We start from the raw sequence: 23,716 nt of genomic DNA on the forward strand, positions 1-23,716 counted from the left end.
AACTATTGATCACCACTTCAGTGCTTTTGCCCTGGCAAGAATAGCAGCAATAGCTTGATCATCATCAACATTTTCAATGCTTTTCTTGGGCGTAAAGGTGAGAACCATAGCGCTTTCGTTATCAGCATTACTCTCGTTAGAGCGATCGCCCGCCGGAGCTGTATCTCTACGATGTTCATCTAATGTTATAACCATAAGCTTTTCCCTTCGTTAACCCGCATGTATTCTACGCATACCCTGCTTAGCGTCAATATCAAAAAATAGCAATATTAGAACAATAGCCTATAATTTTTTAAATTCAATAGCTTACATTAACCTATTGAATCTTAATAAAAATACTATATTAAAGAGTTCTACTTATTACATGTTACACTGCGCGCCACTCCTTTTTGCTACGAGTTTTTTATGAGACGAGAACTTGCCATCGAATTTTCCCGTGTGACCGAAGCGGCGGCGCTGGCTGGCTACAAATGGCTGGGACGCGGCGATAAAAATACCGCGGACGGCGCGGCGGTCAACGCCATGCGTATCATGCTCAACCAGGTCAACATTGACGGCACCATCGTGATTGGCGAAGGCGAAATCGACGAAGCCCCGATGCTCTATATCGGCGAGAAAGTCGGTACCGGCCACGGCGATGCGGTAGATATCGCCGTCGATCCGATTGAGGGCACGCGCATGACGGCGATGGGTCAGGCGAACGCGCTGGCGGTGCTGGCGGTCGGCGATAAAGGCTGTTTCCTGAATGCGCCCGATATGTATATGGAAAAACTGATTGTCGGTCCGGGCGCCAAAGGGGCAATCGATCTCAATCTGCCGCTGGCGGATAACCTGCGCAACATCGCGGATGCGCTGGGTAAACCGCTTGGCGATCTGACCGTGACCATTCTGGCAAAACCGCGTCATGACGAGGTCATCGCAGAGATGGCCAAACTGGGCGTACGCGTGTTTGCCATTCCTGACGGCGACGTCGCGGCCTCAATTCTGACCTGTATGCCGGATAGCGAAGTCGACGTGCTGTACGGGATTGGCGGCGCACCAGAAGGCGTGGTATCCGCAGCGGTGATCCGCGCGCTGGACGGCGATATGCAGGGGCGTCTGCTGGCGCGCCATGACGTGAAAGGCGACAGCGAAGAAAACCGCCGCATTGGCGAACAGGAACTGGCGCGCTGCAAAGCAATGGGCATTGAAGCGGGCAAGGCGTTATGCCTGGGCGATATGGCGCGTAGCGATAACGTTATTTTCTCCGCGACCGGCATCACGAAAGGCGATCTGCTGGAAGGAATTAGCCGGAAAGGCCATATCGCCACGACGGAAACACTGCTGATCCGCGGCAAATCACGCACCATCCGCCGCATTCAGTCGATCCACTATCTTGATCGTAAAGATCCGGATGTACAGGCGCATATCCTCTAGCGCATTTGTTAGTTAGAGCCTTCCAGCCTCGCGGGGCTGGAAATCTTTCTCCTGACGAACGAAGATAAGGTTAGCGATTCAGAACAGGAGAAAACCATGGCCGATTGGGTAACAGGTAAAGTCACTAAGGTGCAAAACTGGACTGACGCACTGTTCAGCCTGACCGTTCACGCCCCCATTAATCCTTTTACTGCAGGCCAATTTACCAAACTCGGACTGGAGATCGATGGCGAGCGCGTTCAGCGCGCGTATTCCTATGTGAATGCGCCTGACAATCCGAATTTAGAGTTTTATCTGGTGACGGTGCCGCAAGGAAAGCTCAGCCCGCGGCTGGCGGCGCTAAAACCTGGCGATGAGGTGCAAGTGGTCAGCGACGCGTCGGGTTTCTTTGTACTGGATGAAGTGCCTGACTGCGAGACGCTATGGATGCTGGCGACCGGAACCGCTATTGGCCCGTATTTGTCTATTCTGCAATATGGCCAGGATGTCGCGCGCTTTAAAAATCTGGTCTTAGTCCACGCCGCACGCTTCGCCGCCGATTTAAGCTATCTGCCGCTAATGCTGGAACTGCAACAGCGTTATGAAGGCAAGCTGCGCATCCAAACGGTGGTCAGCCGGGAGAGCGTGCCAGGCTCGCTTACCGGACGCGTGCCTGCGCTCATTGAAAACGGCGAGCTGGAAAAAGCCGTTGGATTACCGATGGATAAAGAGACCAGCCACGTCATGCTGTGCGGGAACCCGCAGATGGTGCGCGATACGCAGCAACTGCTGAAAGAGACCCGACAGATGACTAAACATCTGCGCCGCCGACCGGGGCATATGACGGCTGAACATTACTGGTGATGTTTTACCGAATGGCGGCTGGGGCTTATCCGGCCTGCAAATCATCACCACTCTGTAGACCCGGTAAGCGTCAGCGCCACCGGGCAAATTACGGTTTACCGCCCGTTACAGCTCTGCTTTAAACTTCACGTCCTGTGTCGCTTTCCCAAACTTATTTTCCCCCTGAACACCGACAAACGCGCCCAAATCGATAAGCATCATCACCAGGATCAGCGTCGGAATAAATCGCCCGACGACCCACTGCCACATCCCCGGCAGCATCACCCAGTTTCCGGCCAGCAGCATCCACGCCAGAATCATCAGCAACGCCCACGCGCCGGATCGCCCCCGGTCATGCAGACGTTTGACCATGACGGCGGCGGTCGGCCACAGCAGGCACACCAGGCAAAATGCCGCCGTTTGGATATCAAGCAGGTTTTTCCCCGCCAGCGAAAATAGCGCCAGCATCCCGGCAAACCAGAGGCCGATCCAAATCCAGAAATCACGGCGTCCGATACGCCCTTTAAATGAGAATAACCATTGCTGTATGGTCATGTAAGTTCCTTATATTTTGCCTTCCGCTACAGTTTACCCTTTTGACAAGCCCGACAGTTATCGTTTTAATCGTGAGCAGTCCTAACGAAAGGTAAGATTGATGAAGCCAGGATGTACTCTGTTTTTACTGTTGTTTTCTGCTCTCACCGCCAGCATAACGGCGCACGCGCAGCTCTCTTCATCGACCACGACAGCGCCCTATCTGCTGGCGGGCTCGCCAACCTTTGATCTTTCTATTAGCCAGTTTCGTGAGAACTTTAACCGCCAGAATCCCGATCTGCCGCTCAATGAATTTCGCGCCATTGAGAATAGCCGCGATAAGGCGAATCTGACCCGCGCCGCCAGTAAGATTAACGAAAATCTGTATGCCTCCACGGCGCTGGAGCGCGGTACGCTCAAAGTGAAAAGTATGCAGATTACCTGGCTGCCCATTCAGGGGCCGGAACAGAAAGCGGCGAAAGCGAAAGCGCTGGAATATATGGCCGCCATTATTCGCACTGTCGCCCCGTTGCTGACAAAAGAGCAAAGCCAGAAAAAACTGCAAAAGATGCTTATCGCCGGTAAAGGTAAACACTATTACGCCGAGACCGAAGGCGCGGTACGTTATGTTGTCGCAGATAACGGCGAAAAGGGGCTGACCTTCGCGGTTGAACCGATTAAGCTGGCGTTATCTGAAAATCTGGAAGGGGCGAATTGATGACAAAAAGCAAAGCCTTTCCGGGGATGAATCTCTATACTGTTTCACAGACCATGCTGCTCTGACGAGCGGCCATCTTCCTTAATTCGCTGACTAAGCGTGGAGAAATGAAATGCGACATCCTTTAGTGATGGGTAACTGGAAACTGAACGGCAGCCGCCACATGGTAAACGAACTGGTGGCTAACCTGCGTAAAGAACTGGCGGGCGTAGCAGGCTGCGACGTGGCAATCGCTCCGCCGGAAATGTATATCGATCTGGCGAAACGCGCTGCTGCCGGCAGCCACATCATGCTGGGCGCGCAGAATGTTGATCTGAATCTGTCTGGCGCATTCACCGGTGAAACTTCGGCTGAAATGCTGAAAGATATCGGCGCGCAGTACATTATTATCGGCCACTCCGAGCGTCGTACTTATCACAAAGAATCTGACGAGCTGATCGCCAAAAAATTCGCCGTACTGAAAGAACAAGGTCTGACGCCGGTACTGTGCATCGGTGAAACCGAAGCGGAAAACGAAGCGGGCAAAACAGAAGAAGTGTGCGCGCGCCAGATCGACGCCGTTCTGAAAACGCAGGGCGCGGCAGCCTTTGAAGGCACGGTTATCGCTTATGAACCCGTATGGGCGATCGGTACCGGCAAATCTGCAACTCCTGCGCAGGCGCAGGCAGTTCACAAATTCATCCGTGACCACATTGCTAAAGCTGACGCGAAAATCGCTGAACAGGTCATTATCCAGTACGGCGGTTCTGTTAATGCGTCCAACGCCGCCGAACTGTTCGCGCAGCCGGACATCGACGGCGCGCTGGTTGGCGGTGCTTCTCTGAAAGCTGACGCCTTCGCGGTGATCGTGAAAGCAGCAGAAGCGGCTAAACAGGCTTAAGTTGTTGCGACGGGAGGAACTTACCTCCCGTCATTATCGCGTTACCAGTATCCCAACCAGTGCCACCAGAAAGCGCCGGTCACGCCCCAGATAATCAGGTTGACTACGCTCATCACCAGCCCTGTTTTCCACCACTCCGCCAACGTAACATAACCAGAGCCAAAGATAATGGGCGCGGTGCCCGTACCGTAGTGGGTGAGCGACATCATCAATGAAGAAGAAAAACCGAGCATCAGCCCAAGAAGCGCCGGCGGCGCGCCGAGACCCAATCCCGCAGCAAAGAACGCCGCAAACATCGCGGTGATGTGCGCCGTGGTGCTGGCGAAAAAGTAATGTGAATAAACATAAAGCAAGATCAGCAGTAGCGTTGCTATGCTCCAGTGCATACCGAGATGATTGATGGCACTACCAACGCTGGTCGCCAGCCAGCCGACCAGCCCCAGTTTGCTGAGAAAATCAGCCATCATCACCAGCGCGGCGAACCAGACAATAGTATCCCATGCCCCACGACATTTCAGAATGTCGTCCCAGCTTAATACTCCCGTCAACAACAGAATTGATAAGCCAATTAATGCGGCGCTGGTAGGATTGACGGTCCAGCCGCTCCCCATGAGCATGGCAGGAACGCCGGCCCACAGACAAAGCAGCAAAATAAAAACCGCGAGGGTGATTTTCTCTGCCAGCGAGAGAGGGCCAAGCGCAGTTAGCTTTTGTCGGGCGAACTGCGGCGCATCCGGCGTACGCGTAACGGCAGGCGGGTAGAGCCACCAGATCACAATGGGCATCACAACCAGCGATACCACCGCAGGAAGGAGCGCGGCGATAGCCCACATTCCCCAGGTCATATTCAGTACCCCGTCCGTTCCTTTGGTCAAGAAACTAACAATTAACGGGTTAGGCGCAGTTGCAGTAATAAACATCGCCGAACTGATTGGATTAATATTGTAATTTACCAGCGCGAGGTAACGGCCCGTTGCGCCATTCTCACGGTTTCCAGGCTGGGAACCAAGACTTTCCGCAATCGCCCGCATTACCGGGTGAATAATGCCGCCGCCGCGCGCGGTATTACTTGGCGTCACCGGCGCAATCAGGGTTTCCGCCAGCGTTAATGCCCAGGCGATTCCTAACGTTCTTTTACCAAACAGCGCAATAAACCCATAGCCTATACGCGCGCCCAGTCCCGTTTTCAACAAACTTTGCGACAGCATGATGGATAAGCCAATCAGCCAGATAAGTTGATTAGAAAAACCGCTCAACGCATCGTTCAGCGCCGCTGAAGGTTTACCGGGATGGGTGACGCCGGTCAATGCCACCAGCATAATCGCCACAATCGCAATAGCGCCAATCGGCATGGCTTTCCCAATAATCGCCGCGATAGTGCCGATAAACAGTGCCAGCAGATGCCACGCCTGTGGAGTCACATCTGCAGGGCAAGGGATAACAAACCAGATGGTCAGCGTAATCACGATCGAAATGATGGCAGGCCAACAGCGAATGGGGGTCAATCTGTCCATGAATCATTCCTTGAGTTTCCAGCGCACACATCTGCGCTCCGGTATTAACCGGCATCGGTGCAAATAAAACAATTCACCATCTCACAAAACAAAAAATTAACAGTCTGTTAAAGCTATAATTTCCCCAGAACTCGAAACCAGGCGTAATCCAGTGGTAACAGTACCAGATACGTCACCGCCGCCAGCGCCAGACACAGCAACATTCCCGCCTTTGCCGGCACCTTTCCTAACGCCATCGCAACGACAATCGGCGACGCCTGATACGGTAATAGCGGCGTGGAATAACCCAGCACCTGAATCATAATGACTGATAACAGTGGAAAACCGGTAGCATCCGCAAAACTTTCCGCCAGTGTCGTATAGAGCGCCGGTACGCCGTTCGCGGTCATAATAAAATTCAGCGCCGTCGTGATACCCGTGAGCGCAAGGAAACTGGTAAACGGTTTTTGCGTATCTAATGGCATAACGCGCAGTAATGTTTCCCCCACCGCATTACCAATACCGGTTTGCGTTACGGTGAGCGCCAGCCCCAGAATCCCGGCGACATAAATACAGGCGCGAATATTAATACCACTGGCAAACTCATCCCCGCTGATAAAACCTACTCGCGGCAACATCGTTACTACCGCTGCCGCCAGACCGGTCCAGGCCGGGCCAATACCGTGCCAGCTTTCCGTTACCCACATCGTCAACACTACCGCCAACATCCACGCCAGCCGCTTTTCATTGCAGCTTATTGGCGCAGGCGGTTCTGCCTCATGCGGCGCATGGGGCGCACCGGGAAATAACCAGCAAATCAGGGCGATTAATACGATGCCTTTTAACCATCCCAGTACTGGCGTATGCATCAGTAAATACGGCACATAGTTCAGGTGGATGCCATAAGAGCCTTCTGCCGCGCCGCTCATCACCAGGTTGGGCACGTTCGCAGGCAAAATGGTGGCGGAAAGCTGGAAGGTACCAAACCCGACAGCCAACGCTAACCCATACCAGGCGCGGGTGCCATCCGCTATTCCGGCGCGTTTCGCCATCGCCGCGACAATCGGCATTAGCAGCGCAATACGCCCCATATTTGAGGGCATCACAAACGCCAGAGCATAGCTAAGCAACACCACACTGCTAACCATCAGAGGCCAGGAGTCCGTTAATTTAGCCGATAACGCGCACGCCGCTCTGTCCGCAAGCCCGGTTTTACGAATCGCGATCCCCAGCACGAATCCGCTGAATACCAGCCAGAAAGCTGAAGAAGCAAAACCGCCGAAGATCGTTTCCGGCGGCGCAATTTTCGTCGCCATCGCTATAGTAAAAAAGAGCAGCGCGGTTATAAATTCCGGCAACAATGAAGTGGCCCAAAGCAGGATAGTAATGCCGACAACCAACGAAGGAAGAAACAGAGGGTGCGAAAGCCAGAGCGACATGCCTGTCTCCTGTTGTTTTTTTCAACAAGAATACGGGGACAGGCACGTAGAGTAAACGCCAGAATCGCCAGGGTTACTTCAGGATCTCACACTGATGATCCTGAATTTCCTCGGCAGAAGCGCGATTGAAGGTCAGTAAATTACGTTCGGTCGCCAACAGGACAAAAGAGCCATCGCTTTGGCGTACCACCGCCAGCGCATAGCGTCCCATATGATCGCGCGCTTCCGGCACCTCTTCCGCCAGCATCATAAACGGACTACGCTGCGCCAGTTCGCTCTCGGTTACCCGGCGCGCCAGGTATTCATGCCCCACCAGGTCGCCCGGTAGCGGAAGCCAGCGAGTGCTGATGCGCGTGAGATCGTTATCCAGTTGTTCCCGAACGTCAGGACGGATGCAAGAAATATGGATATGCAAATGGTCCTGTGAACGACCAAGCCACGAATTAATCGCCAGCGAGACTGCGCTATCCGGAATATCATGCCCATATTTTTTACTCATATAGCCGCGAGCCTGCCAGGCCAACCAGAAAAAGTTGGGCGTAGCGGGTTCCAGCAATAGCGGGCTTTCTGTACCGTTGATACGGTAGGTGGGCATCAATAAATATTGCAACGGACCGTGACGATCTTTAAAGACGACATAGCCGGCGCGAGGTTTGACTTCCGCGCAAGGCGCTGGGTTTTGATGCTGTAACTGATCGGGCAGGCATTGTTCAAGCACGATTTCCCGTAACGCATCAGGATTGCCGGAAAATTTCCAGTAACCGACGCCCGCCGCGGCGACCATCACTATCACCGCCAGTAAAAAGTAGCCTGTTTTTTTCATGTTATGCGTTCCCTGTGACCCATAGACGGGGAAGAGTAACGCAAAATGGTGGCAAAGAAAAAACCCGGTAACATAATACGTTACCGGGTTTATAAACGGTTTAGCGTTTGCTGATTTGGTCGAACGTACCGCCATTAGCGAAGTGATCTTTTTGCGCCTTCGCCCAGCCGCCAAACACCTCGTCAATGGTGAACAGCTTCAGCTTCGGAAACGCATCGTCGTATTTTTTCGCCACGTCAGCATCGCGCGGACGGTAGAAGTTTTTCGCTGCTATCTCCTGCCCTTCCGGCGAGTAGAGATACTTGAGATACGCTTCCGCTACCGCTTTGGTGTCTTTCTTTTCCACCACTTTGTCGACTACGGAAACGGTCGGCTCTGCGAGAATAGATTCACTCGGGGTCACTATCTCGAATTTATCTTTACCCAGTTCGTTCGTCGCCAGCAGCGCTTCATTTTCCCAGGCGATCAGCACATCACCGATACCGCGTTCAACGAAAGTATTGGTTGAGCCACGCGCACCGGAGTCCAGCACTTCAACGTTTTTAAACAAGGCTTTGACAAAGTCCTGCGCTTTGGCCTGATCGTTATTGTTGTGGTGCAGGGCGTAGCCCCATGCCGCCAGATAGTTCCAGCGTGCGCCGCCGGAGCTTTTCGGGTTTGGCGTAATCACCGACACACCGGGTTTAATCAGATCGTTCCAGTCATGAATTTGTTTTGGATTGCCTTTACGGACCAGGAAAACGATGGTGGAGGTGTAAGGTGCTGAGTTATCCGGCAGACGCTTAATCCAGTTTTTATCGATACGACCACGTTCAGCAATAGCGTCCACATCGTAAGCCAGCGCCAGCGTCACGACATCGGCTTCAATGCCGTTAATAACGGAAGTCGCCTGTTTACCCGAACCGCCGTGCGATTGGCGGATCACGACGTTGTCGCCGGTTTCCTGCTTCCAGTGCGCGCTAAACGCTTTGTTGTACTGCTCGTACAGCTCACGCGTTGGATCGTACGATACGTTAAGTAACTGAATATCCTTTGCCAGAATGCTGGTTGACGCCAGCAATAATGTGAACCCCACGCCCCACTTTTTCATCGCCCGACTCGCTTATGTTGTGTTGTGATGAACAAAGCGTGCCAGAAAGAGATCCAAACATTAAAGAATAAAAAAAGATTTGCTATAACTTCGAGGAATAAATCTGAGGGATTGCCGGATGGCGGCTAGCGCCTAATCCGGCCTACACGTTTCTGCAACCTGTAGGCCTGATAAGCGTAGCGCCATCAGGCGCGCAAAAACAATCAGTACAGTTTTTTCGCGCACTCCATCCAGTCGCTTTTGAACGGACGCTTCATGTTTTCAATCGCATCGATGATGTCATGATGAACAAGCTGCTCGTTCTGGATACCGACACAACGACCGCCATGGCCTTCCAGCAGCAGGTCAATAGCATACGCGCCCATACGGGAAGCCAGAATGCGATCGTAAGGTACCGGGGAACCACCGCGCTGAATGTGGCCGAGCACCGTCGCACGCGTTTCACGGCCCGTTTCTTTTTCAATAAAATGCGCCAGTTCGTCAACATCGCACATATGTTCGGTGATAGCGACGATAGCGTGTTTTTTCCCTTTCGCGATCCCGGCTTTGATTTCCGCCACCAGATCTTCGCGATTAAATTCAACTTCCGGCACCACGATAAACTCACAGCCGCCAGCAATAGCCGCCGCCAACGTCAGGTCGCCGCAATAACGGCCCATCACCTCAACGATAGAGATACGCTGGTGAGAAGAGGAGGTGTCACGCAGACGGTCAATCGCTTCCACTACAGTGCCGAGAGCAGTGAAATAGCCGATAGTGTAGTCGGTGCCTTTGATGTCGTTATCGATAGTGCCTGGCAGACCGATGCACGGGAAGCCCATTTCAGTCAGACGTTTTGCACCCATATAAGAACCGTCGCCGCCAATAACTACCAGCGCATCGATACCGCGTTTTTTCAGGTTTTCGATCGCGACAGCGCGAATATTTTCGTCACGGAATTCCGGGAAACGGGCGGAACCGAGGAAAGTACCGCCACGGTTGATCATGTCAGATACGCTGTAACGGTCAAGCTGAACCATACGATCTTCATACAGGCCCAGATAGCCGTCATAAATGCCCATGACTTCCAGCCCTTCCGTCAACGCTGCGCGCACAACACCGCGGATTGCCGCGTTCATGCCCGGCGCATCACCGCCGCTTGTCAACACACCGATTTTCTTAATCATGACTACCTCTGAACTTTGGAATGCAAAATGAAATCTATTGCCGGAAGCCGATTTCGCACTTCGAAACGATCCAACGAATATACAGATAGTATAACAATCCCTTCCTGCTGAATTGATTCAGGTCAGGCCAAATGGCGGTAATTTATACACAAAATGCTGGCCTGGCTCACTTTTTAACAATCAATTATACAAGCTCGAACTTCCTGCCTTCCCTGGGAACGACTGAACAGGGATCCTGATGAATAATGACATCTGAACCCGGAAAACGCCGTAAAATCGCCTGCTCTACCTGGTCAGCCACAAAATGCGCCTGAACGAGCGGCAGATTATCTTCCATTTCCAAATGAATCTGAATAAAGCGAGTCGGCCCTGACTGCCGCGTGCGGAGATCGTGCGCGCCGCTGACTCCCGGCCATGACGTCACGATATCAATAATTTCCTGTCGTTCCGCATCGGGCAGCGCGCGATCCAATAATGACTGCACCGCCTCATACCCCATACGTAACGCGCTATACAAAATATAGATGCCGATACCTAACGCAAACAGGGCATCCGCACGATGCCAACCGTACCAGGATAACCCCAGCGCGATAAGAATCGCTCCGTTCATCATAACATCAGACTGATAATGAAGCATATCCGCCCGTACCGCCTGACTTTGGGTCTTGCGTACCACCCAGCGCTGAAACGTGACCAGTATAATAGTGCATATCAGAGCGATGACGGTAACGCCAATCCCCACGCCGGGGTCGTTCATTGGCGTCGGCTTAATCAGATTCTGGATACTGGTCAAAAACAGAAACAACGCCGAACCGGAAATAAACATACTTTGCGCCAGCGCCGCCAGCGACTCCGCTTTACCGTGCCCAAACATGTGTTCATCATCTGCGGGTTGCAGCGAATAACGCACGACCAACAAATTCGTCAATGACGCGGCAATATCCACCAGCGAGTCCACCAACGCCGCCAGAATACTCACCGATCCCGTATACCACCACGCAAAAATTTTGATCAAAAGTAACGCTGATGCCATCGCTGTTGCCGCGATAGCCGCCCGGCTAACCAGCCGTCCATAGGTTTGATTCATAAATACTCCCGCTATCTTCTGCCGGTAGTATAACGGATGGTTTAAAACAGTAAGCTAATAACAGAATGACAAACTGGAGATAAAAAAAACCCCCACATCATGTGGGGGAAGACAGGGATGGTGTCTATGGCAAGGAAAACAGGGTTGTTACTGGGAACGTGAGTTGCTACTACTCAATAATTTCAACGATGAACTTTTTTGCCATTGCGCCACGTCGCGCAGTTGCTCCATTCGTTGCTGATGCTTTTCATTCAAAACCGCTTGCTGCTCCGGCGTTAACAGGCGATACATCTGGTTACGCACGCGGGCCATTTCGACCTGGCGGGCAACCTGCTCTTGCGCCATTTTTTCTGCCTGAGCGCGCACAGCGCTTTCATCAAATTTTTCTGCGGTGACAAGCCGATGCATTGTCTCCATTTCGCTAACATTAACAGGAGGCTGTTCGTGCCTTGCCTGCTGCATAAGATCTCGCATCTGCTGACGCTGATGTTCGGTTAAACTTATGCCGTCAAACATATGATTTTGCGCGCTACGCTGCGTGGCCCCGTCACCGGGGTGCCAGTTATCGCTTGTAACAACTTCAGCTGCGTGGCTTAAAAAACTGAATGCCAGCGTTGAGGCCATAACAGCAGCGGTAACTTTGCGCATCGCTTGCTCCCAAAATCTTTTCTGTCGCGATTCAACGAGAGACAGTTTACGATTCGGGCTGCAAACATGCGTCAGGGGGTGTAAAACAACGTAAAGTCATGGATTAGCGACGCCTGATGACGTAATTTCTGCCTCGGAGGTACGTAAACAATGAATAAAATCCTGTTAGTTGATGATGACCGAGAGCTGACTTCCCTGTTAAAAGAGCTCCTCGAAATGGAAGGTTTTAATGTCCTGGTGGCCCACGACGGCGAGCAGGCGCTTGAGCTTTTGGATGACAGCATCGATTTACTTTTGCTTGACGTCATGATGCCGAAGAAAAACGGTATCGATACGTTGAAAGCGCTTCGTCAGACACACCAGACGCCTGTCATTATGCTGACCGCGCGCGGCAGCGAGCTGGATCGCGTTCTCGGCCTTGAGCTGGGCGCGGACGACTATTTGCCCAAACCGTTTAATGACCGCGAGCTGGTAGCGCGCATCAGGGCTATTTTGCGCCGTTCCCACTGGAGCGAACAGCAGCAGAGCAGTGACAACGGCTCGCCGACGCTGGAAGTCGATGCGCTAAGCCTTAATCCGGGCCGCCAGGAAGCCAGTTTCGATGGCCAAACGCTGGAGCTGACCGGTACGGAATTCACCCTGCTCTATTTGCTGGCGCAGCACCTCGGCCAGGTGGTTTCCCGTGAACATTTAAGTCAGGAAGTGCTGGGCAAGCGCCTGACGCCGTTCGATCGCGCCATTGATATGCATATTTCTAACCTGCGCCGCAAACTGCCGGAACGCAAAGACGGTCACCCGTGGTTTAAAACATTGCGTGGTCGCGGCTATCTGATGGTTTCCGCTTCATGATAGGAAGTTTAACCGCGCGCATCTTCGCCATCTTCTGGTTGACGCTGGCGCTGGTGCTAATGCTGGTACTGATGTTGCCCAAGCTCGATTCACGCCAGATGACCGAGCTGATGGACAGCGAACAGCGCCAGGGATTGATGATAGAGCAACATGTAGAAGCTGAACTTGCGAACGATCCGCCCAACGACCTGATGTGGTGGCGTCGCCTGTTCCGCGCGATCGATAAGTGGGCGCCGCCTGGACAGCGGTTATTACTGGTGACCTCTGAAGGACGTGTGATCGGCGCTGAACGCAGCGAAATGCAGATCATTCGTAACTTTATTGGTCAGGCGGATAACGCCGATCATCCGCAGAAGAAAAAATATGGCCGCGTAGAGATGGTGGGGCCGTTCTCCGTTCGCGACGGAGAGGATAATTACCAGCTTTACCTGATTCGACCGGCCAGCAGTTCGCAATCCGATTTTATTAATCTGCTGTTTGACCGCCCGCTTCTGTTGCTCATTGTCACGATGCTGGTCAGTTCGCCGCTCTTGCTATGGCTGGCATGGAGTCTGGCGAAACCGGCGCGTAAGTTGAAAAACGCGGCTGATGAAGTGGCGCAAGGCAACCTGCGTCAGCATCCGGAGCTGGAGGCGGGCCCGCAGGAATTTCTCGCCGCTGGCGCCAGTTTTAACCAGATGGTGACGGCGCTGGAACGGATGATGACCTCGCAGCAGCGTTTGCTGTCAGACATCTCCCACGAGCTGCGAACGCCCCTTACGCGCCTGCAACTGGGTACCGCGCTGCTGCGTCGTCGTGGCGGCGAAAGCAAAGAGCTGGAGCGTATTGAAACCGAAGCGCAGCGTCTGGACAGCATGATTAATGACCTGCTGGTGATGTCGCGTAACCAACAGAAAAATGCGCTGGTCAGCGAAACGATGAAAGCCAATCAGCTATGGGGCGAAGTGCTGGATAACGCCGCCTTTGAAGCCGAACAGATGGGCAAGTCGTTAACGGTAAATTATCCGCCGGGACCGTGGCCGCTCTATGGCAACCCAAACGCGCTGGAAAGCGCGCTGGAAAATATTGTTCGTAATGCGCTGCGCTATTCACATACGAAGATTGAAGTCGGCTTCTCGGTGGATAAAGACGGTATTACGATCACGGTCGATGACGACGGGCCGGGCGTCAGCCCTGAAGACCGCGAACAAATCTTCCGGCCGTTCTATCGCACTGATGAGGCGCGCGACCGTGAGTCTGGCGGCTCCGGGCTGGGGCTGGCGATTGTCGAAAGCGCCATACAGCAGCACCGCGGCTGGGTGAAGGCTGACGATAGCCCGCTGGGGGGATTGCGACTCACGCTGTGGCTACCGCTGTACAAGCGAACCTAAAAACCATCGGCCTGCGAATGCAGGCCGATTTTTTATCTCGCCGTCGAGATTTACCGGGAAATGTCTGGTGCCAGAATCCACTCGGCGCTGTCATTCCACACGTCCATCCGGGTAATTTTGCCATCGCGCACTTCGAAGCGGTCGATAAAGCGGTTATCGGCAAACGGGCGACCGTCGGGCCATTCGCCATACAACGTACCGTTGGAATAAATCACAACGTAATCATCATGCTGCACCGCATCAAACTCGCCCAGCGCCTTCTTCACCCACTTGTAGCGAGCGCCGTTAAACTGCGCGATATCCGCCGCGCCAGCCATCGCCCGGCCTCCGGTGAAGGTAATTTTCACCTCCGGGTGCATATACGTTGCGGCGCGTTCAGCATCGGGAATCATCGAGGCCACCAAAAATTCTTTTACGATCGCCACCGCATTTTCAGCTTCAGTCATAATCCTTCCTTTCATTTTGGCGGAGTTTTATCCCCCCACAGTCGTCTGGCGCTATCTTCAATTTTGCCGCTCAAACGACGCTTCTGCATGGTGCGGCTCCAGCTCGCCGACAGCCCGGCGGCGCTCAGCAGCCGGTGATATTGTTCGTCATCAAACGGCATAGACCAGGCGATAACACCCGCTTCATGAACCGAGACATCGCTCAGACGCGACGCCAGTTCCAGCGGCGCATCGCTGGAGACCTTACCTGGCGCAATGACCCGATACAGCCAGCCGGTTTTTCCGCTGCTCTGCATAAGGAGGGCCATGTCGCTGATGGCAAAGTGGAAATTAAGTTTAAAGCATGGAGAGCGCGGCTGAGTGACCTGGATCAACGCCTCGCCCCAGCGGTAGATGTCGCCAATAAACACGTTGTGTTCGGTCATTCCGTCCGTCGACAGATTCTCGCCAAACGCCGGGGCGCAAAATAGCGTCGCCTGCTCGGGGAACTGGCGAATCCAATCAGCATAGTGTTCGCGGGGGTAGTGGCATAGCGCGCGGTCGGGGCCGCCGTGGATTTTCTTTTCGGCCTGCTGATCGCCTGCCAGACCCAGCTCGGTCAGCATGAGTTCGCCGTCGATTTGCACCTTGGCGATAGCGCTCGGGCGGCTGCCGTCATAGTCACGAATTTTGCCAATAAACACGTCAACCGGATAATGCATCTGCTGCTCCTTACGCGGATACAAAAAAAGCGAGTCATCAGACTCGCTTCTACAGACGTGCAATGCAAATTATTTTTTAGCGGCGAAACGCGCTGCTGCTTCGTCCCAGTTCACCACGTTCCAGAACTCTTTGATGTAGTCCGGGCGGCGGTTCTGGAATTTCAGATAGTAAGCGTGTTCCCACACGTCCAGACCCAGGATCGGGAAGCCGGAAGCGCCGGAAATGGCTTCACCCATCAGCGGAGAATCCTGGTTTGCGGTAGAAACCACAGCCAGTTTATCACCTTTCAGCACCAGCCACGCCCAGCCGGAGCCGAAACGGGTTGCTGCTGCTTTTTCGAATTCAGCTTTGAAGTTGTCAACGGAACCGAAGTCACGCTCGATAGCCGCTTTCAGATCGCCCTGCAGAGTGGTGCCTTTTTTCAGCCCTTTCCAGAACAGGCTGTGGTTAGCGTGGCCGCCGGCGTTGTTACGCAGCACGGTTTTTTTGTCCGCTGGCACCTGGTCCAGTTTAGTAATCAGTTCTTCAACCGGCAGGTCAGCAAACTCAGGCAGGTTTTCCAGCGCCGCGTTAGCGTTGTTGACATAGGTTTGATGGTGTTTGGTGTGGTGAATCTCCATCGTCTGCTTATCGAAGTGCGGTTCCAGTGCATCATAAGCGTACGGCAGGGATGGCAGTGTATAACTCATAATCATCTCCATTATTGTCGAGCGGCACAGTGTTAACGCCGCGTAAGCAGTTGGTTCATTATAGTTAATTAAATGATATTGAAAATGATTATCAATGCCGTACTTTTTCCAGGGTTATAAACGTTACGGCATCCGCTGAAAAAAACCGTTTTTTACGCCTCCAACCGAAACCGCCTGTTGATGAATTCCTGGAAATCATGAAATGTGAAACAGGGTTTCAAAATCTTTCTTTTGGTGCCAGATTTTGTCAGCGGTGGCAAAATCAAGAAGGTTATAATTTCACCATGCAATTACATTCCCGGTAAATTATTACAATTGCGAGGGAATTATGAAGCAACCTGGTTTTATACGTCTGGCTACGTTGGCCTTACTCTCCACACTCTCTTTCTTCTCCCACGGCGAAACCATTTTGCGCCTGGCCTACGCTGAAAATAGCCAGCCGGTAAAAGATGCGTTGCACTTCCTGGGGCAGCAAGTTGAAGAGAAAACGGGCGGCGATATCAAAGTACAGTACTTCCCGGACGGACAGCTTGGCGGCGAGCGCGAACTGGTGGAGTTGACGCAGGTCGGCGTCGTCGACATCACTAAAGTGTCGTCCGGGCTAATGGAGAGTTTTTCGCCTGAGTACGGCGTGTTCTCACTTCCCTACCTGTTTGCCAACGTCGAGGAATACTACCGCGTAATGGATAACCCACAGGTGATGGAGCCTGTTTATCAGTCCACCGCCGCGCAGGGGTTTGTCGGCGTAGGCTGGTATGATTCCGGCGCGCGTAATTTTTATATGAGCAAAGCGCCGGTTAAACGCATTGAGGATTTACGCGGGAAGAAGATCCGCGTCATGCAGAGTGAGACGGCGATCCAAACCCTCAAACTGCTGGGCGCTTCGCCCATCGCCATGAGCCAGGCGGAGGTCTATACCTCGTTACAACAAGGCATTCTCGACGGTGCGGAAAACAATGAGTTCGCTCTCACCATCGCCCGCCACGGCGAAGTCGCCCGTTATTACACCTACGATATGCACACCCGCATTCCCGATATCCTGCTAATGAGTACCCTCACGCTGGAAAAGCTGACGCCGGAACAGCAACGCATCGTCGAAGCCGCCATCAAGGCGTCGATCGAATTTGAGAAAGCCGCATGGGACAAGGAAATAGAGAAAACCAGGCTGGCGGCGGTAAAAGATTTCAACGTTGAATTCTACGAGATCGACAAAAAGCCCTTCCAGAAGGCGGTACAGCCTATTTACGACGGTCTGAAAAACAAACCGCGGCTTTACGGGCTGTATCAACGTATCCAGACAGCAAAAAATTAATCTAATCAGGAAATTAAGATGAACACATTCAGAAAAGGACTTGATTTATTGCTGGGCGCTATCTGTTGCCTGGTGCTGGCGATAATGGTTGGCATCGCCTGCTGGCAGGTGGTGAGCCGCTACATTCTGGGCGTTCCCAGCACCCTTACCGAAGAGATGCTGCGATTTCTCCTGGTGTGGGTATCAATGCTGGGCATGGCTTTTGTCGCCGGTCAGAAACAGCATATCAGCCTGACTCTCTTACTGGATAAGGTGTCGCCGACGATTCGCGGCTGGTGGGATATTATCCTGCAGGTCATTTTTATCGCGTTTTCCATTTGGGTATTGATTATCGGCGGCTTAAAGATTTCTGCGATTTCTATGCTGCAAATCTCCCCTGCGCTGGGCATTCCGATGGGGAAAATTTATTACGCGCTCCCCTGCGCGGGCGTACTGATCATCCTCTATGGGCTGCTGAATATCGTTGACGCCCTGAAAGCTATCCATTCCGCCACGGATACCACTGAGCACACTCTGGAGAAATCACATGATTGACCCTATTTTTGCGTCCTGTACGCTAATTGCCGTCTTTGTTGTTTTACTGGCCATGGGCGCGCCTATTGGGATCTGCATCGTTATCGCCTCTTTCAGCACCATGATGCTGGTACTGCCTTTCGATATTTCGATGTTCGCCACCGCGCAAAAAATGTTCTCCAGCCTGGACAGTTTTGCCTTGCTGGCCGTGCCGTTCTTCGTTTTATCCGGGGTGATCATGAATAGCGGGGGAATTGCCGCCCGACTGGTCAATTTTGCCAAACTGTTTACTGGCAAACTGCCCGGCTCGCTCTCTTACACCAACATCGTCGGCAATATGATGTTCGGTGCAATTTCCGGATCGGCAATTGCCGCCTCAACCTCTATCGGCGGCGTGATGGTGCCGATGAGCGCGCGCGAAGGTTACGATCGCGGCTTTGCGGCCGCGGTGAATATCGCCTCCGCGCCGACGGGAATGTTAATTCCACCCACCACGGCTTTTATCCTTTATGCGCTGGCAAGCGGGGGAACATCGATTGCCGCTCTGTTCGCCGGCGGTCTGGTCGCGGGAGTGCTGTGGGGCGTTGGCTGTATGCTGGTCACGCTGGTGGTCGCTAAGCGTCGAAATTATCGGGTTTTCTTCACCGTCCAAAAAGGCATGGCGCTAAAAGTTGCCGTTGAGGCCATTCCCAGCCTGCTGCTGATCGTGATTATCGTCGGCGGCATTGTGCAGGGGATTTTCACCGCCATTGAAGCCTCCGCGATTGCCGTGGTGTATACGTTATTGCTGACGATGGTGTTTTACCGCACGCTGAAAATTAAGGATTTGCCTTCGATTTTGCTCCAGACAGTGGTAATGACCGGGGTCATCATGTTCCTGCTGGCAACCTCTTCGGCGATGTCCTTCTCGATGTCGATCACCAATATTCCTGCGGCGCTGAGCGATATGATCCTCGGTATTTCCGCCAATAAACTGGTTATCCTGTTAGTCATTACCGTCTTTTTGTTGATTATCGGCGCATTTATGGATATCGGTCCGGCCATTCTGATTTTTACCCCGATTCTTCTGCCGATCATGACTAAACTGGGCGTCGATCCGGTGCATTTCGGCATTATCATGATCTATAACCTGGCGATTGGCACCATTACGCCGCCAGTTGGCAGTGGTTTATATGTCGGGGCGAGCGTCGGTAAGGTCAAAGTTGAGGACGTTATTAAACCGTTGCTGCCTTTTTACGGCGCGATTATCGGCGTTCTGTTATTAATTACCTACATTCCGGAAATCACACTGTTTTTACCCCGTCTACTGGGCATCATGTAAGCGCATAGTTTCCTGTACATCTCGTTGCCGGATGGCGATTCGCGTCTTATCCGGCCAACGCGCGATAATAATTATCCGCAGATAATCGCCAGGTAAAAAAAACCGGCTACCTATAAAGTAGCCGGAAAAGGGAATAAATAATAAACAGGGATAATGATTAGAATGTGTAGCCTATACCCACGCGGAAACGGGTTTGTCTTTCATCGCTGTTGCTATTGACGGAAACATTACCTACCTCAACGAATGGCGACCATTGGTCAATAATATAGGCAGTTCTGAAGTTATATTCATAATTATCTTTGCCGCCATCGTAAAGATCATATTTATCGGCTTTCTTATAAATTCCTTCGATTGTCCAGTCAAAGTTGTTCCATTTATAACCTGCCCAGACATCCATACGATTGATGGTATCATCATCCCGGATATCAGAAGAACGGCGTACATATTCAAAACGATAGCGCGCGCCAACCCACCAGCTTTCATTTAATGTCCACGTCGCGCGGAAGTAAGGCTTATAGGTAGAGTAACCATCGCCTGTTTCCAGCACAAAACCCGGTTGCCAGGCGACATCACCCGTTTTAAATTGGTAGCTTATCGTATATTCGTTACCCTGTGTTTCCAGGTCATTAAACGCTTTATTGGTGTCATCCCCGCCTGATTTTGAGATAGCTTCTATCGCAAAACCAAAACCATTCGCAAAACGATGAGAAATATACGCACGGTCATAGTTAGCTTTACTGTCGTCAAGATATTCATGACGAACATCGACATATACTGCATGCGCATTTGTTACAACAAGAGGTAATAGTAAGAAAAGAGATTTTCTCATAACAGGATCCATTTAATTTAAAATTAAAACGTTGTTTCATGTCAGACCATCACAACCATAATACGCAATGTGAATGGCGACAATATAGGCAAAGATCTTTAATTTAAAATTGGGATAATGTTCAAAAAGCAAAATAAAATAAATGAAATTTATATTCGCCATATAACATAAAAATCAAAACACCATCAACAAAGCCAATATAGGGATTTCCTTATATTTATATTTCATTGATTCCTAACGTTAATTTCAATATATTTAAATTGTAAATACAAATAAAACAACTAAATAATTACTGTATAACTACCCTTTTATCAAACGGTAAGTCAGACTATTCCCATTATGTGAGCTCACGCAGCGTTTTCTTTGCATTGCTGCCAGCTAAGTCGTTTCGTGTCGTTATGATGAAGGTATTTTAGAAAACCAATATTACCCACTGATTTAAATAACATCCAGACGGTCACGATGCGCTCCGACTTTTTTAAAACGTGAAGTTAATCACTTCATTAACGTGCTGATTGCCAGAATACACCCAACGGCGGCAATCGTTATAAGGTTACCAGACTGCGTAATTTTTAAACTCATGCAAACGGAAGGGGTATCCCGGCCATAAAAAATAATGAGGAACATGTCATGAGTAACGCGATTACGATGGGTATTTTCTGGCATTTGATAGGGGCGGCCAGTGCAGCCTGCTTCTATGCCCCGTTCAAGCAAGTGAAACAGTGGTCATGGGAAACCATGTGGTCAGTGGGCGGCATTGTCTCCTGGCTTATTCTGCCGTGGACAGTTAGCGCTCTGTTACTGCCTGATTTCTGGGCCTATTATGGACAGTTTGACCTCTCCACCCTTTTACCGGTTTTTCTGTTCGGCGCCATGTGGGGCATCGGCAATATTAATTACGGTCTGACCATGCGTTATCTCGGGATGTCGATGGGTATCGGCATCGCTATCGGCATTACGCTTATCGTCGGCACGCTGATGACGCCCATCATCAACGGTAACTTCGATGTGTTAATTCATACCGAAGGGGGACGCATGACGCTACTTGGCGTTTTTGTCGCGCTGATCGGCGTCGGGATTGTGACGCGCGCCGGACAGTTAAAAGAACGCAAAATGGGCATTAAAGCGGAGGAGTTCAATCTGAAGAAAGGGCTTCTGCTGGCCGTGATGTGCGGTATTTTCTCGGCGGGGATGTCTTTTGCCATGAACGCCGCGAAACCGATGCATGAAGCTGCTGCCGCGCTTGGCGTTGACCCGCTCTATGTCGCGCTGCCGAGTTACGTGGTGATTATGGGCGGCGGCGCGCTGGTGAACCTCGGTTTCTGTTTTATCCGCCTGGCAAAAGTGCAAAATCTGTCGATAAAAGCCGACTTCTCGCTGGCAAGACCGTTGATTATCAGCAATATTCTGCTGTCCGCGCTTGGCGGTCTGATGTGGTATTTACAGTTCTTTTTCTATGCCTGGGGTCACGCGCGCATTCCCGCGCAATATGACTACATGAGCTGGATGCTGCACATGAGCTTCTATGTGCTGTGCGGGGGGCTTGTCGGTCTGGTGCTAAAAGAGTGGAAAAATGCTGGCCGCCGTCCCGTTGCCGTATTAAGCCTCGGCTGCGTGGTAATTATTATCGCGGCGAATATTGTCGGTTTAGGCATGGCCAGTTAATCGCTTTGATTACTGAGATGACGCCATTGGCTCGGCGTCATCCCGGTTTCCCGCGTGAACACCACTGAAAAATAATTACTATCTTCAAAACCGCACTGCATCGAAATCTCGCTAATCATCAGCGGGCTATGCTGAAGCAGATACTGCGCGTGGCAAATACGGACCTGGCGTAAATATTGATTAATCGTCATCCCGGTTTGGGCGCGAAACTGCTGCCGCAGCACCCGTTCGCTGCATTGTTCCTGCTGGCAAAACGCATCCAGCGCAAAGGGACGCTCAAGGCTATTAGCCAAAGCGGTAATTAATTTATCCAACAGGGTTTCTCTGGAGGTTGCCGGAAGATCGTCGGTCGCGTAGCGATGCCGTTTTAACGTCATCACCAGTTGACCAAACAGCAATTCCGCCATCTCATTCGCCAGCGGATCGCGTCCATTATTCTCATGTTCAAGCTGGTTAATGACCTGCCGCGCCTGATTCATTCCCATACTGCCCAGCCGCCAGTGAGGATGCCACTCCGCTCCCTGAAAGCCGGGAATCATCGCCTGCCAGTTTACATTGAGTTTCAAACGCTCCGGGCAGTAAATAATATTTTGCAGCACCAGATCGTTAACGGAGGTATAGGAGTGTTTGTCTTCAGCACGAATGTAAAACAGATCGCCGCGGGTAATTCTGTATGGACGCTCATTAAGAACGTGTAGGCCATTGCCCCGCCAGACCATCACCAGTTCACAAAACTCATGCGTATGTTCCGCAAAAACATCCTGTGGATAGCGATCGGCAACCGTAACGGCCTGCTGCTCATCAGTAAAAAAATCTTTTTTCAAAAGGATTAACTGATTTGCCACCGCAGCACCTCATGTTGAATGCTTGCCGGATGGCGCTACGCTTATTCTGTCTACCGCTCGCCGCCGTAGGCCAGGTAAGGCGCAGCCGCCATCCGGTATTAAAGGGTATAATTATCAGCATATTGGCGACGAAAACGTTGATAGCGTTCGCGTTACTGGATTATCGCATCGCGTCCCTGACGGATATCCCGCGGCGACCAGTTAAATTCTCGGCGAAACAGAGTCGAAAAGTGGTTACTGTCGCCAAAACCGCAGCGGTACGCGATTTCTGTCACGCTATGATCGCTATGGCGCAATAAATGCCGGGCTTTGATCAAACGCAGGCGATTAAGGTAACGTTGCGGCGTCAGCCCGGTATGCTGTTTAAGCTGACGATGCAGCGTGCGTAGCGACAGCGAAAACTGTTCAGCTACCGCCTCCCAGCAAACCTCCTCCGCAAAATGGTCTTCCAGCCATGCCATTAGTTGGTTGAGTTTGGCGTCGTTATTAGTCGCGCCTTCCATCAGGCTACTGCGGCGTAACAACACCAGTAGTTGCATAAACAAAATTTCGCGATTCGCCACCGCAGGCGCATCCATGCCGTCTCCGGCGCGCTCCATCAAGCCGACCAACTGGCGCACCTGCTGCAACGCGCTCTGATTCACCCGCCAGTGAGAAGGATAGTAACCATCCTGCTCCTGCGGCAGCAATTGATCCAACCCCGCCAGGAACTGGAAGGCATCCGGTGAACGCCACAGTACATTCGTCAGGCATAGGTTGTCGGTATGCTCATATAAATGCCGGTCGTGATCGCGAACAAAACACACGGTACCGCCGCTGATGGTATACGGCTGCCCGTTGAATACATGAATGCCCGTACCGTGTTCCACAATCACGATTTCATGAAAATCATGATGATGTTCAGGGAAAGCGGCTTGCGGCAGACGGGGTTCAATCGCCACGGGCGCTTTACCTGATGGAAAAAAATCCACGCTATGCAGTACGGTCATGGTTGCTTCCTCCTGAATTCAACATGTCCGAATAGTAATTAAGGGCTATCGGCCTCACCTTAAATTTTTG

At 51.9% G+C, this 23,716-nt stretch carries 25 protein-coding genes; 10 read left to right on the top strand and 15 right to left on the bottom strand.

The features are described from left to right. Window positions 1-9: 9 nt before the first annotated feature. Entirely contained in the window at window positions 10-195 is a 186-nt protein-coding gene (locus ACLD4K_RS08385) for a hypothetical protein (RefSeq protein ID WP_000237157.1), read from the bottom strand. 210 nt (window positions 196-405) lie between these two features. Between ACLD4K_RS08385 and glpX the strand changes: the two genes are divergently transcribed. Further along, complete coding sequence (glpX, locus tag ACLD4K_RS08390) at window positions 406-1,416, top strand: class II fructose-bisphosphatase (protein WP_001250624.1); 1,011 nt, start codon at window positions 406-408, stop codon at window positions 1,414-1,416. Between the two features lie 96 nt (window positions 1,417-1,512). Next, a complete protein-coding gene (gene fpr, locus ACLD4K_RS08395) occupies window positions 1,513-2,259 on the top strand; it encodes a ferredoxin--NADP(+) reductase (protein ID WP_000796303.1) in 747 nt (248 codons plus the stop codon). 105 nt (window positions 2,260-2,364) lie between these two features. Here fpr and ACLD4K_RS08400 read toward each other — a convergent pair whose 3' ends face one another. After that, entirely contained in the window at window positions 2,365-2,793 is a 429-nt protein-coding gene (locus ACLD4K_RS08400; RefSeq protein ID WP_000155236.1) for a DUF805 domain-containing protein, read from the bottom strand. Window positions 2,794-2,893: 100 nt separating this feature from the next. Between ACLD4K_RS08400 and ACLD4K_RS08405 the strand changes: the two genes are divergently transcribed. Together ACLD4K_RS08405 and tpiA are read left to right on the top strand one after the other, a co-directional pair. Further along, a complete protein-coding gene (locus tag ACLD4K_RS08405) occupies window positions 2,894-3,490 on the top strand; it encodes a YiiQ family protein (protein WP_000802241.1) in 597 nt (198 codons plus the stop codon). Between the two features lie 112 nt (window positions 3,491-3,602). Continuing rightward, the gene (tpiA, locus tag ACLD4K_RS08410) at window positions 3,603-4,370 is read left to right on the top strand and encodes a triose-phosphate isomerase (protein WP_080095360.1); all 768 of its coding nucleotides are present in this window, start codon (window positions 3,603-3,605) and stop codon (window positions 4,368-4,370) included. A gap of 41 nt (window positions 4,371-4,411) precedes the next feature. Here tpiA and ACLD4K_RS08415 read toward each other — a convergent pair whose 3' ends face one another. From ACLD4K_RS08415 to cpxP, 7 genes are all read right to left on the bottom strand, one after another. Further along, window positions 4,412-5,884: a DASS family sodium-coupled anion symporter gene (locus tag ACLD4K_RS08415; protein WP_080095359.1), complete on the bottom strand. Its 1,473-nt coding sequence runs from the start codon at window positions 5,882-5,884 to the stop codon at window positions 4,412-4,414. Window positions 5,885-5,997: 113 nt separating this feature from the next. Continuing rightward, complete coding sequence (locus tag ACLD4K_RS08420; protein ID WP_080095358.1) at window positions 5,998-7,302, bottom strand: SLC13 family permease; 1,305 nt, start codon at window positions 7,300-7,302, stop codon at window positions 5,998-6,000. Window positions 7,303-7,375: 73 nt separating this feature from the next. Further along, on the bottom strand, window positions 7,376-8,125 hold the full coding sequence (locus ACLD4K_RS08425; RefSeq protein ID WP_411011683.1) for a CDP-diacylglycerol diphosphatase: 750 nt from the start codon (window positions 8,123-8,125) through the stop codon (window positions 7,376-7,378). 100 nt (window positions 8,126-8,225) lie between these two features. Continuing rightward, complete coding sequence (locus ACLD4K_RS08430; RefSeq protein ID WP_000758711.1) at window positions 8,226-9,215, bottom strand: sulfate ABC transporter substrate-binding protein; 990 nt, start codon at window positions 9,213-9,215, stop codon at window positions 8,226-8,228. 203 nt (window positions 9,216-9,418) lie between these two features. Further along, the gene (pfkA, locus tag ACLD4K_RS08435; RefSeq protein WP_000591793.1) at window positions 9,419-10,381 is read right to left on the bottom strand and encodes a 6-phosphofructokinase; all 963 of its coding nucleotides are present in this window, start codon (window positions 10,379-10,381) and stop codon (window positions 9,419-9,421) included. Window positions 10,382-10,565: 184 nt separating this feature from the next. Beyond that, window positions 10,566-11,468, bottom strand: a complete 903-nt coding sequence (gene fieF / locus ACLD4K_RS08440) for a CDF family cation-efflux transporter FieF (protein WP_411011684.1) — start codon at window positions 11,466-11,468, stop codon at window positions 10,566-10,568. A gap of 147 nt (window positions 11,469-11,615) precedes the next feature. After that, window positions 11,616-12,116, bottom strand: a complete 501-nt coding sequence (cpxP, locus tag ACLD4K_RS08445) for a cell-envelope stress modulator CpxP (protein WP_001233463.1) — start codon at window positions 12,114-12,116, stop codon at window positions 11,616-11,618. Window positions 12,117-12,266: 150 nt separating this feature from the next. Between cpxP and cpxR the strand changes: the two genes are divergently transcribed. Continuing rightward, window positions 12,267-12,965 carry an envelope stress response regulator transcription factor CpxR gene (gene cpxR / locus ACLD4K_RS08450; protein ID WP_001033731.1) on the top strand — a complete coding sequence of 233 codons (699 nt, stop codon included), beginning with the start codon at window positions 12,267-12,269 and terminating at the stop codon, window positions 12,963-12,965. Then, window positions 12,962-14,335: an envelope stress sensor histidine kinase CpxA gene (cpxA, locus tag ACLD4K_RS08455; protein WP_411011685.1), complete on the top strand. Its 1,374-nt coding sequence runs from the start codon at window positions 12,962-12,964 to the stop codon at window positions 14,333-14,335. Before cpxR ends, cpxA begins: the two co-directional genes overlap by 4 nt. A 50-nt stretch (window positions 14,336-14,385) precedes the next feature. On the opposite strand, the gene ACLD4K_RS08460 is transcribed toward cpxA, so the two are convergent. From ACLD4K_RS08460 to sodA, 3 genes are all read right to left on the bottom strand, one after another. Further along, a complete protein-coding gene (locus ACLD4K_RS08460) occupies window positions 14,386-14,781 on the bottom strand; it encodes a nuclear transport factor 2 family protein (protein WP_000133441.1) in 396 nt (131 codons plus the stop codon). An 11-nt stretch (window positions 14,782-14,792) separates the two neighbouring features. Further along, window positions 14,793-15,482: a 6-hydroxyaminopurine reductase gene (gene yiiM, locus ACLD4K_RS08465; RefSeq protein ID WP_000559226.1), complete on the bottom strand. Its 690-nt coding sequence runs from the start codon at window positions 15,480-15,482 to the stop codon at window positions 14,793-14,795. Window positions 15,483-15,551: 69 nt separating this feature from the next. After that, window positions 15,552-16,172 (bottom strand): superoxide dismutase [Mn], encoded by a 621-nt coding sequence (sodA, locus tag ACLD4K_RS08470; protein ID WP_000122632.1) that lies wholly within the window; start codon window positions 16,170-16,172, stop codon window positions 15,552-15,554. Window positions 16,173-16,500: 328 nt separating this feature from the next. Here sodA and ACLD4K_RS08475 point away from each other — a divergent pair, with 328 nt between their 5' ends. The 3 genes from ACLD4K_RS08475 to ACLD4K_RS08485 are packed head-to-tail and all read left to right on the top strand — an operon-like array spanning window position 16,501 to window position 19,318. Further along, window positions 16,501-17,484 (top strand): TRAP transporter substrate-binding protein, encoded by a 984-nt coding sequence (locus ACLD4K_RS08475; RefSeq protein WP_001661631.1) that lies wholly within the window; start codon window positions 16,501-16,503, stop codon window positions 17,482-17,484. Between the two features lie 18 nt (window positions 17,485-17,502). After that, window positions 17,503-18,018 carry a TRAP transporter small permease gene (locus ACLD4K_RS08480; RefSeq protein WP_001091413.1) on the top strand — a complete coding sequence of 172 codons (516 nt, stop codon included), beginning with the start codon at window positions 17,503-17,505 and terminating at the stop codon, window positions 18,016-18,018. Then, window positions 18,011-19,318, top strand: coding sequence for a TRAP transporter large permease (locus ACLD4K_RS08485; RefSeq protein WP_411011686.1), 1,308 nt, complete (start codon window positions 18,011-18,013; stop codon window positions 19,316-19,318). The genes ACLD4K_RS08480 and ACLD4K_RS08485 overlap by 8 nt, the downstream gene beginning before the upstream one ends. A gap of 157 nt (window positions 19,319-19,475) precedes the next feature. Here the strand turns inward: ACLD4K_RS08485 and ACLD4K_RS08490 are convergent, their stop codons facing one another. Then, window positions 19,476-20,159 (bottom strand): oligogalacturonate-specific porin KdgM family protein, encoded by a 684-nt coding sequence (locus ACLD4K_RS08490; RefSeq protein WP_411011687.1) that lies wholly within the window; start codon window positions 20,157-20,159, stop codon window positions 19,476-19,478. Window positions 20,160-20,777: 618 nt separating this feature from the next. On the opposite strand from ACLD4K_RS08490, the gene rhaT reads away from it, so the two are divergent. Then, entirely contained in the window at window positions 20,778-21,812 is a 1,035-nt protein-coding gene (gene rhaT / locus ACLD4K_RS08495; RefSeq protein WP_411011688.1) for an L-rhamnose/proton symporter RhaT, read from the top strand. On the opposite strand, the gene rhaR is transcribed toward rhaT, so the two are convergent. Continuing rightward, on the bottom strand, window positions 21,809-22,657 hold the full coding sequence (rhaR, locus tag ACLD4K_RS08500; RefSeq protein ID WP_411011689.1) for an HTH-type transcriptional activator RhaR: 849 nt from the start codon (window positions 22,655-22,657) through the stop codon (window positions 21,809-21,811). The genes rhaT and rhaR overlap by 4 nt on opposite strands. 152 nt (window positions 22,658-22,809) lie before the next feature. Then, window positions 22,810-23,646 carry an HTH-type transcriptional activator RhaS gene (rhaS, locus tag ACLD4K_RS08505; protein WP_000217108.1) on the bottom strand — a complete coding sequence of 279 codons (837 nt, stop codon included), beginning with the start codon at window positions 23,644-23,646 and terminating at the stop codon, window positions 22,810-22,812. Between the last annotated feature and the right edge of the window lie 70 nt (window positions 23,647-23,716).

Source organism: Salmonella sp. 741265055_HSA (assembly GCF_046569525.1).
GTDB lineage: Bacteria > Pseudomonadota > Gammaproteobacteria > Enterobacterales > Enterobacteriaceae > Salmonella > Salmonella enterica.

Excerpts from the sequence above, each read along its gene's own strand:
- rhaT (WP_411011688.1), top strand. The coding sequence starts at position 20,778 with ATGAGTAACGCGATTACGATGGGTATTTTCTGGCATTTGATAGGGGCG.
- yiiM (WP_000559226.1), bottom strand. The coding sequence starts at position 15,482 with ATGCATTATCCGGTTGACGTGTTTATTGGCAAAATTCGTGACTATGAC.
- fieF (WP_411011684.1), bottom strand. The coding sequence starts at position 11,468 with ATGAATCAAACCTATGGACGGCTGGTTAGCCGGGCGGCTATCGCGGCA.
- ACLD4K_RS08485 (WP_411011686.1), top strand. The coding sequence starts at position 18,011 with ATGATTGACCCTATTTTTGCGTCCTGTACGCTAATTGCCGTCTTTGTT.
- ACLD4K_RS08475 (WP_001661631.1), top strand. The coding sequence starts at position 16,501 with ATGAAGCAACCTGGTTTTATACGTCTGGCTACGTTGGCCTTACTCTCC.
- glpX (WP_001250624.1), top strand. The coding sequence starts at position 406 with ATGAGACGAGAACTTGCCATCGAATTTTCCCGTGTGACCGAAGCGGCG.
- cpxP (WP_001233463.1), bottom strand. The coding sequence starts at position 12,116 with ATGCGCAAAGTTACCGCTGCTGTTATGGCCTCAACGCTGGCATTCAGT.
- ACLD4K_RS08490 (WP_411011687.1), bottom strand. The coding sequence starts at position 20,159 with ATGGATCCTGTTATGAGAAAATCTCTTTTCTTACTATTACCTCTTGTT.
- tpiA (WP_080095360.1), top strand. The coding sequence starts at position 3,603 with ATGCGACATCCTTTAGTGATGGGTAACTGGAAACTGAACGGCAGCCGC.
- pfkA (WP_000591793.1), bottom strand. The coding sequence starts at position 10,381 with ATGATTAAGAAAATCGGTGTGTTGACAAGCGGCGGTGATGCGCCGGGC.
- ACLD4K_RS08430 (WP_000758711.1), bottom strand. The coding sequence starts at position 9,215 with ATGAAAAAGTGGGGCGTGGGGTTCACATTATTGCTGGCGTCAACCAGC.
- sodA (WP_000122632.1), bottom strand. The coding sequence starts at position 16,172 with ATGAGTTATACACTGCCATCCCTGCCGTACGCTTATGATGCACTGGAA.
- ACLD4K_RS08415 (WP_080095359.1), bottom strand. The coding sequence starts at position 5,884 with ATGGACAGATTGACCCCCATTCGCTGTTGGCCTGCCATCATTTCGATC.
- cpxR (WP_001033731.1), top strand. The coding sequence starts at position 12,267 with ATGAATAAAATCCTGTTAGTTGATGATGACCGAGAGCTGACTTCCCTG.
- ACLD4K_RS08400 (WP_000155236.1), bottom strand. The coding sequence starts at position 2,793 with ATGACCATACAGCAATGGTTATTCTCATTTAAAGGGCGTATCGGACGC.
- cpxA (WP_411011685.1), top strand. The coding sequence starts at position 12,962 with ATGATAGGAAGTTTAACCGCGCGCATCTTCGCCATCTTCTGGTTGACG.
- fpr (WP_000796303.1), top strand. The coding sequence starts at position 1,513 with ATGGCCGATTGGGTAACAGGTAAAGTCACTAAGGTGCAAAACTGGACT.
- ACLD4K_RS08425 (WP_411011683.1), bottom strand. The coding sequence starts at position 8,125 with ATGAAAAAAACAGGCTACTTTTTACTGGCGGTGATAGTGATGGTCGCC.
- ACLD4K_RS08420 (WP_080095358.1), bottom strand. The coding sequence starts at position 7,302 with ATGTCGCTCTGGCTTTCGCACCCTCTGTTTCTTCCTTCGTTGGTTGTC.
- ACLD4K_RS08385 (WP_000237157.1), bottom strand. The coding sequence starts at position 195 with ATGGTTATAACATTAGATGAACATCGTAGAGATACAGCTCCGGCGGGC.
- rhaS (WP_000217108.1), bottom strand. The coding sequence starts at position 23,646 with ATGACCGTACTGCATAGCGTGGATTTTTTTCCATCAGGTAAAGCGCCC.
- ACLD4K_RS08480 (WP_001091413.1), top strand. The coding sequence starts at position 17,503 with ATGAACACATTCAGAAAAGGACTTGATTTATTGCTGGGCGCTATCTGT.
- ACLD4K_RS08460 (WP_000133441.1), bottom strand. The coding sequence starts at position 14,781 with ATGACTGAAGCTGAAAATGCGGTGGCGATCGTAAAAGAATTTTTGGTG.
- ACLD4K_RS08405 (WP_000802241.1), top strand. The coding sequence starts at position 2,894 with ATGAAGCCAGGATGTACTCTGTTTTTACTGTTGTTTTCTGCTCTCACC.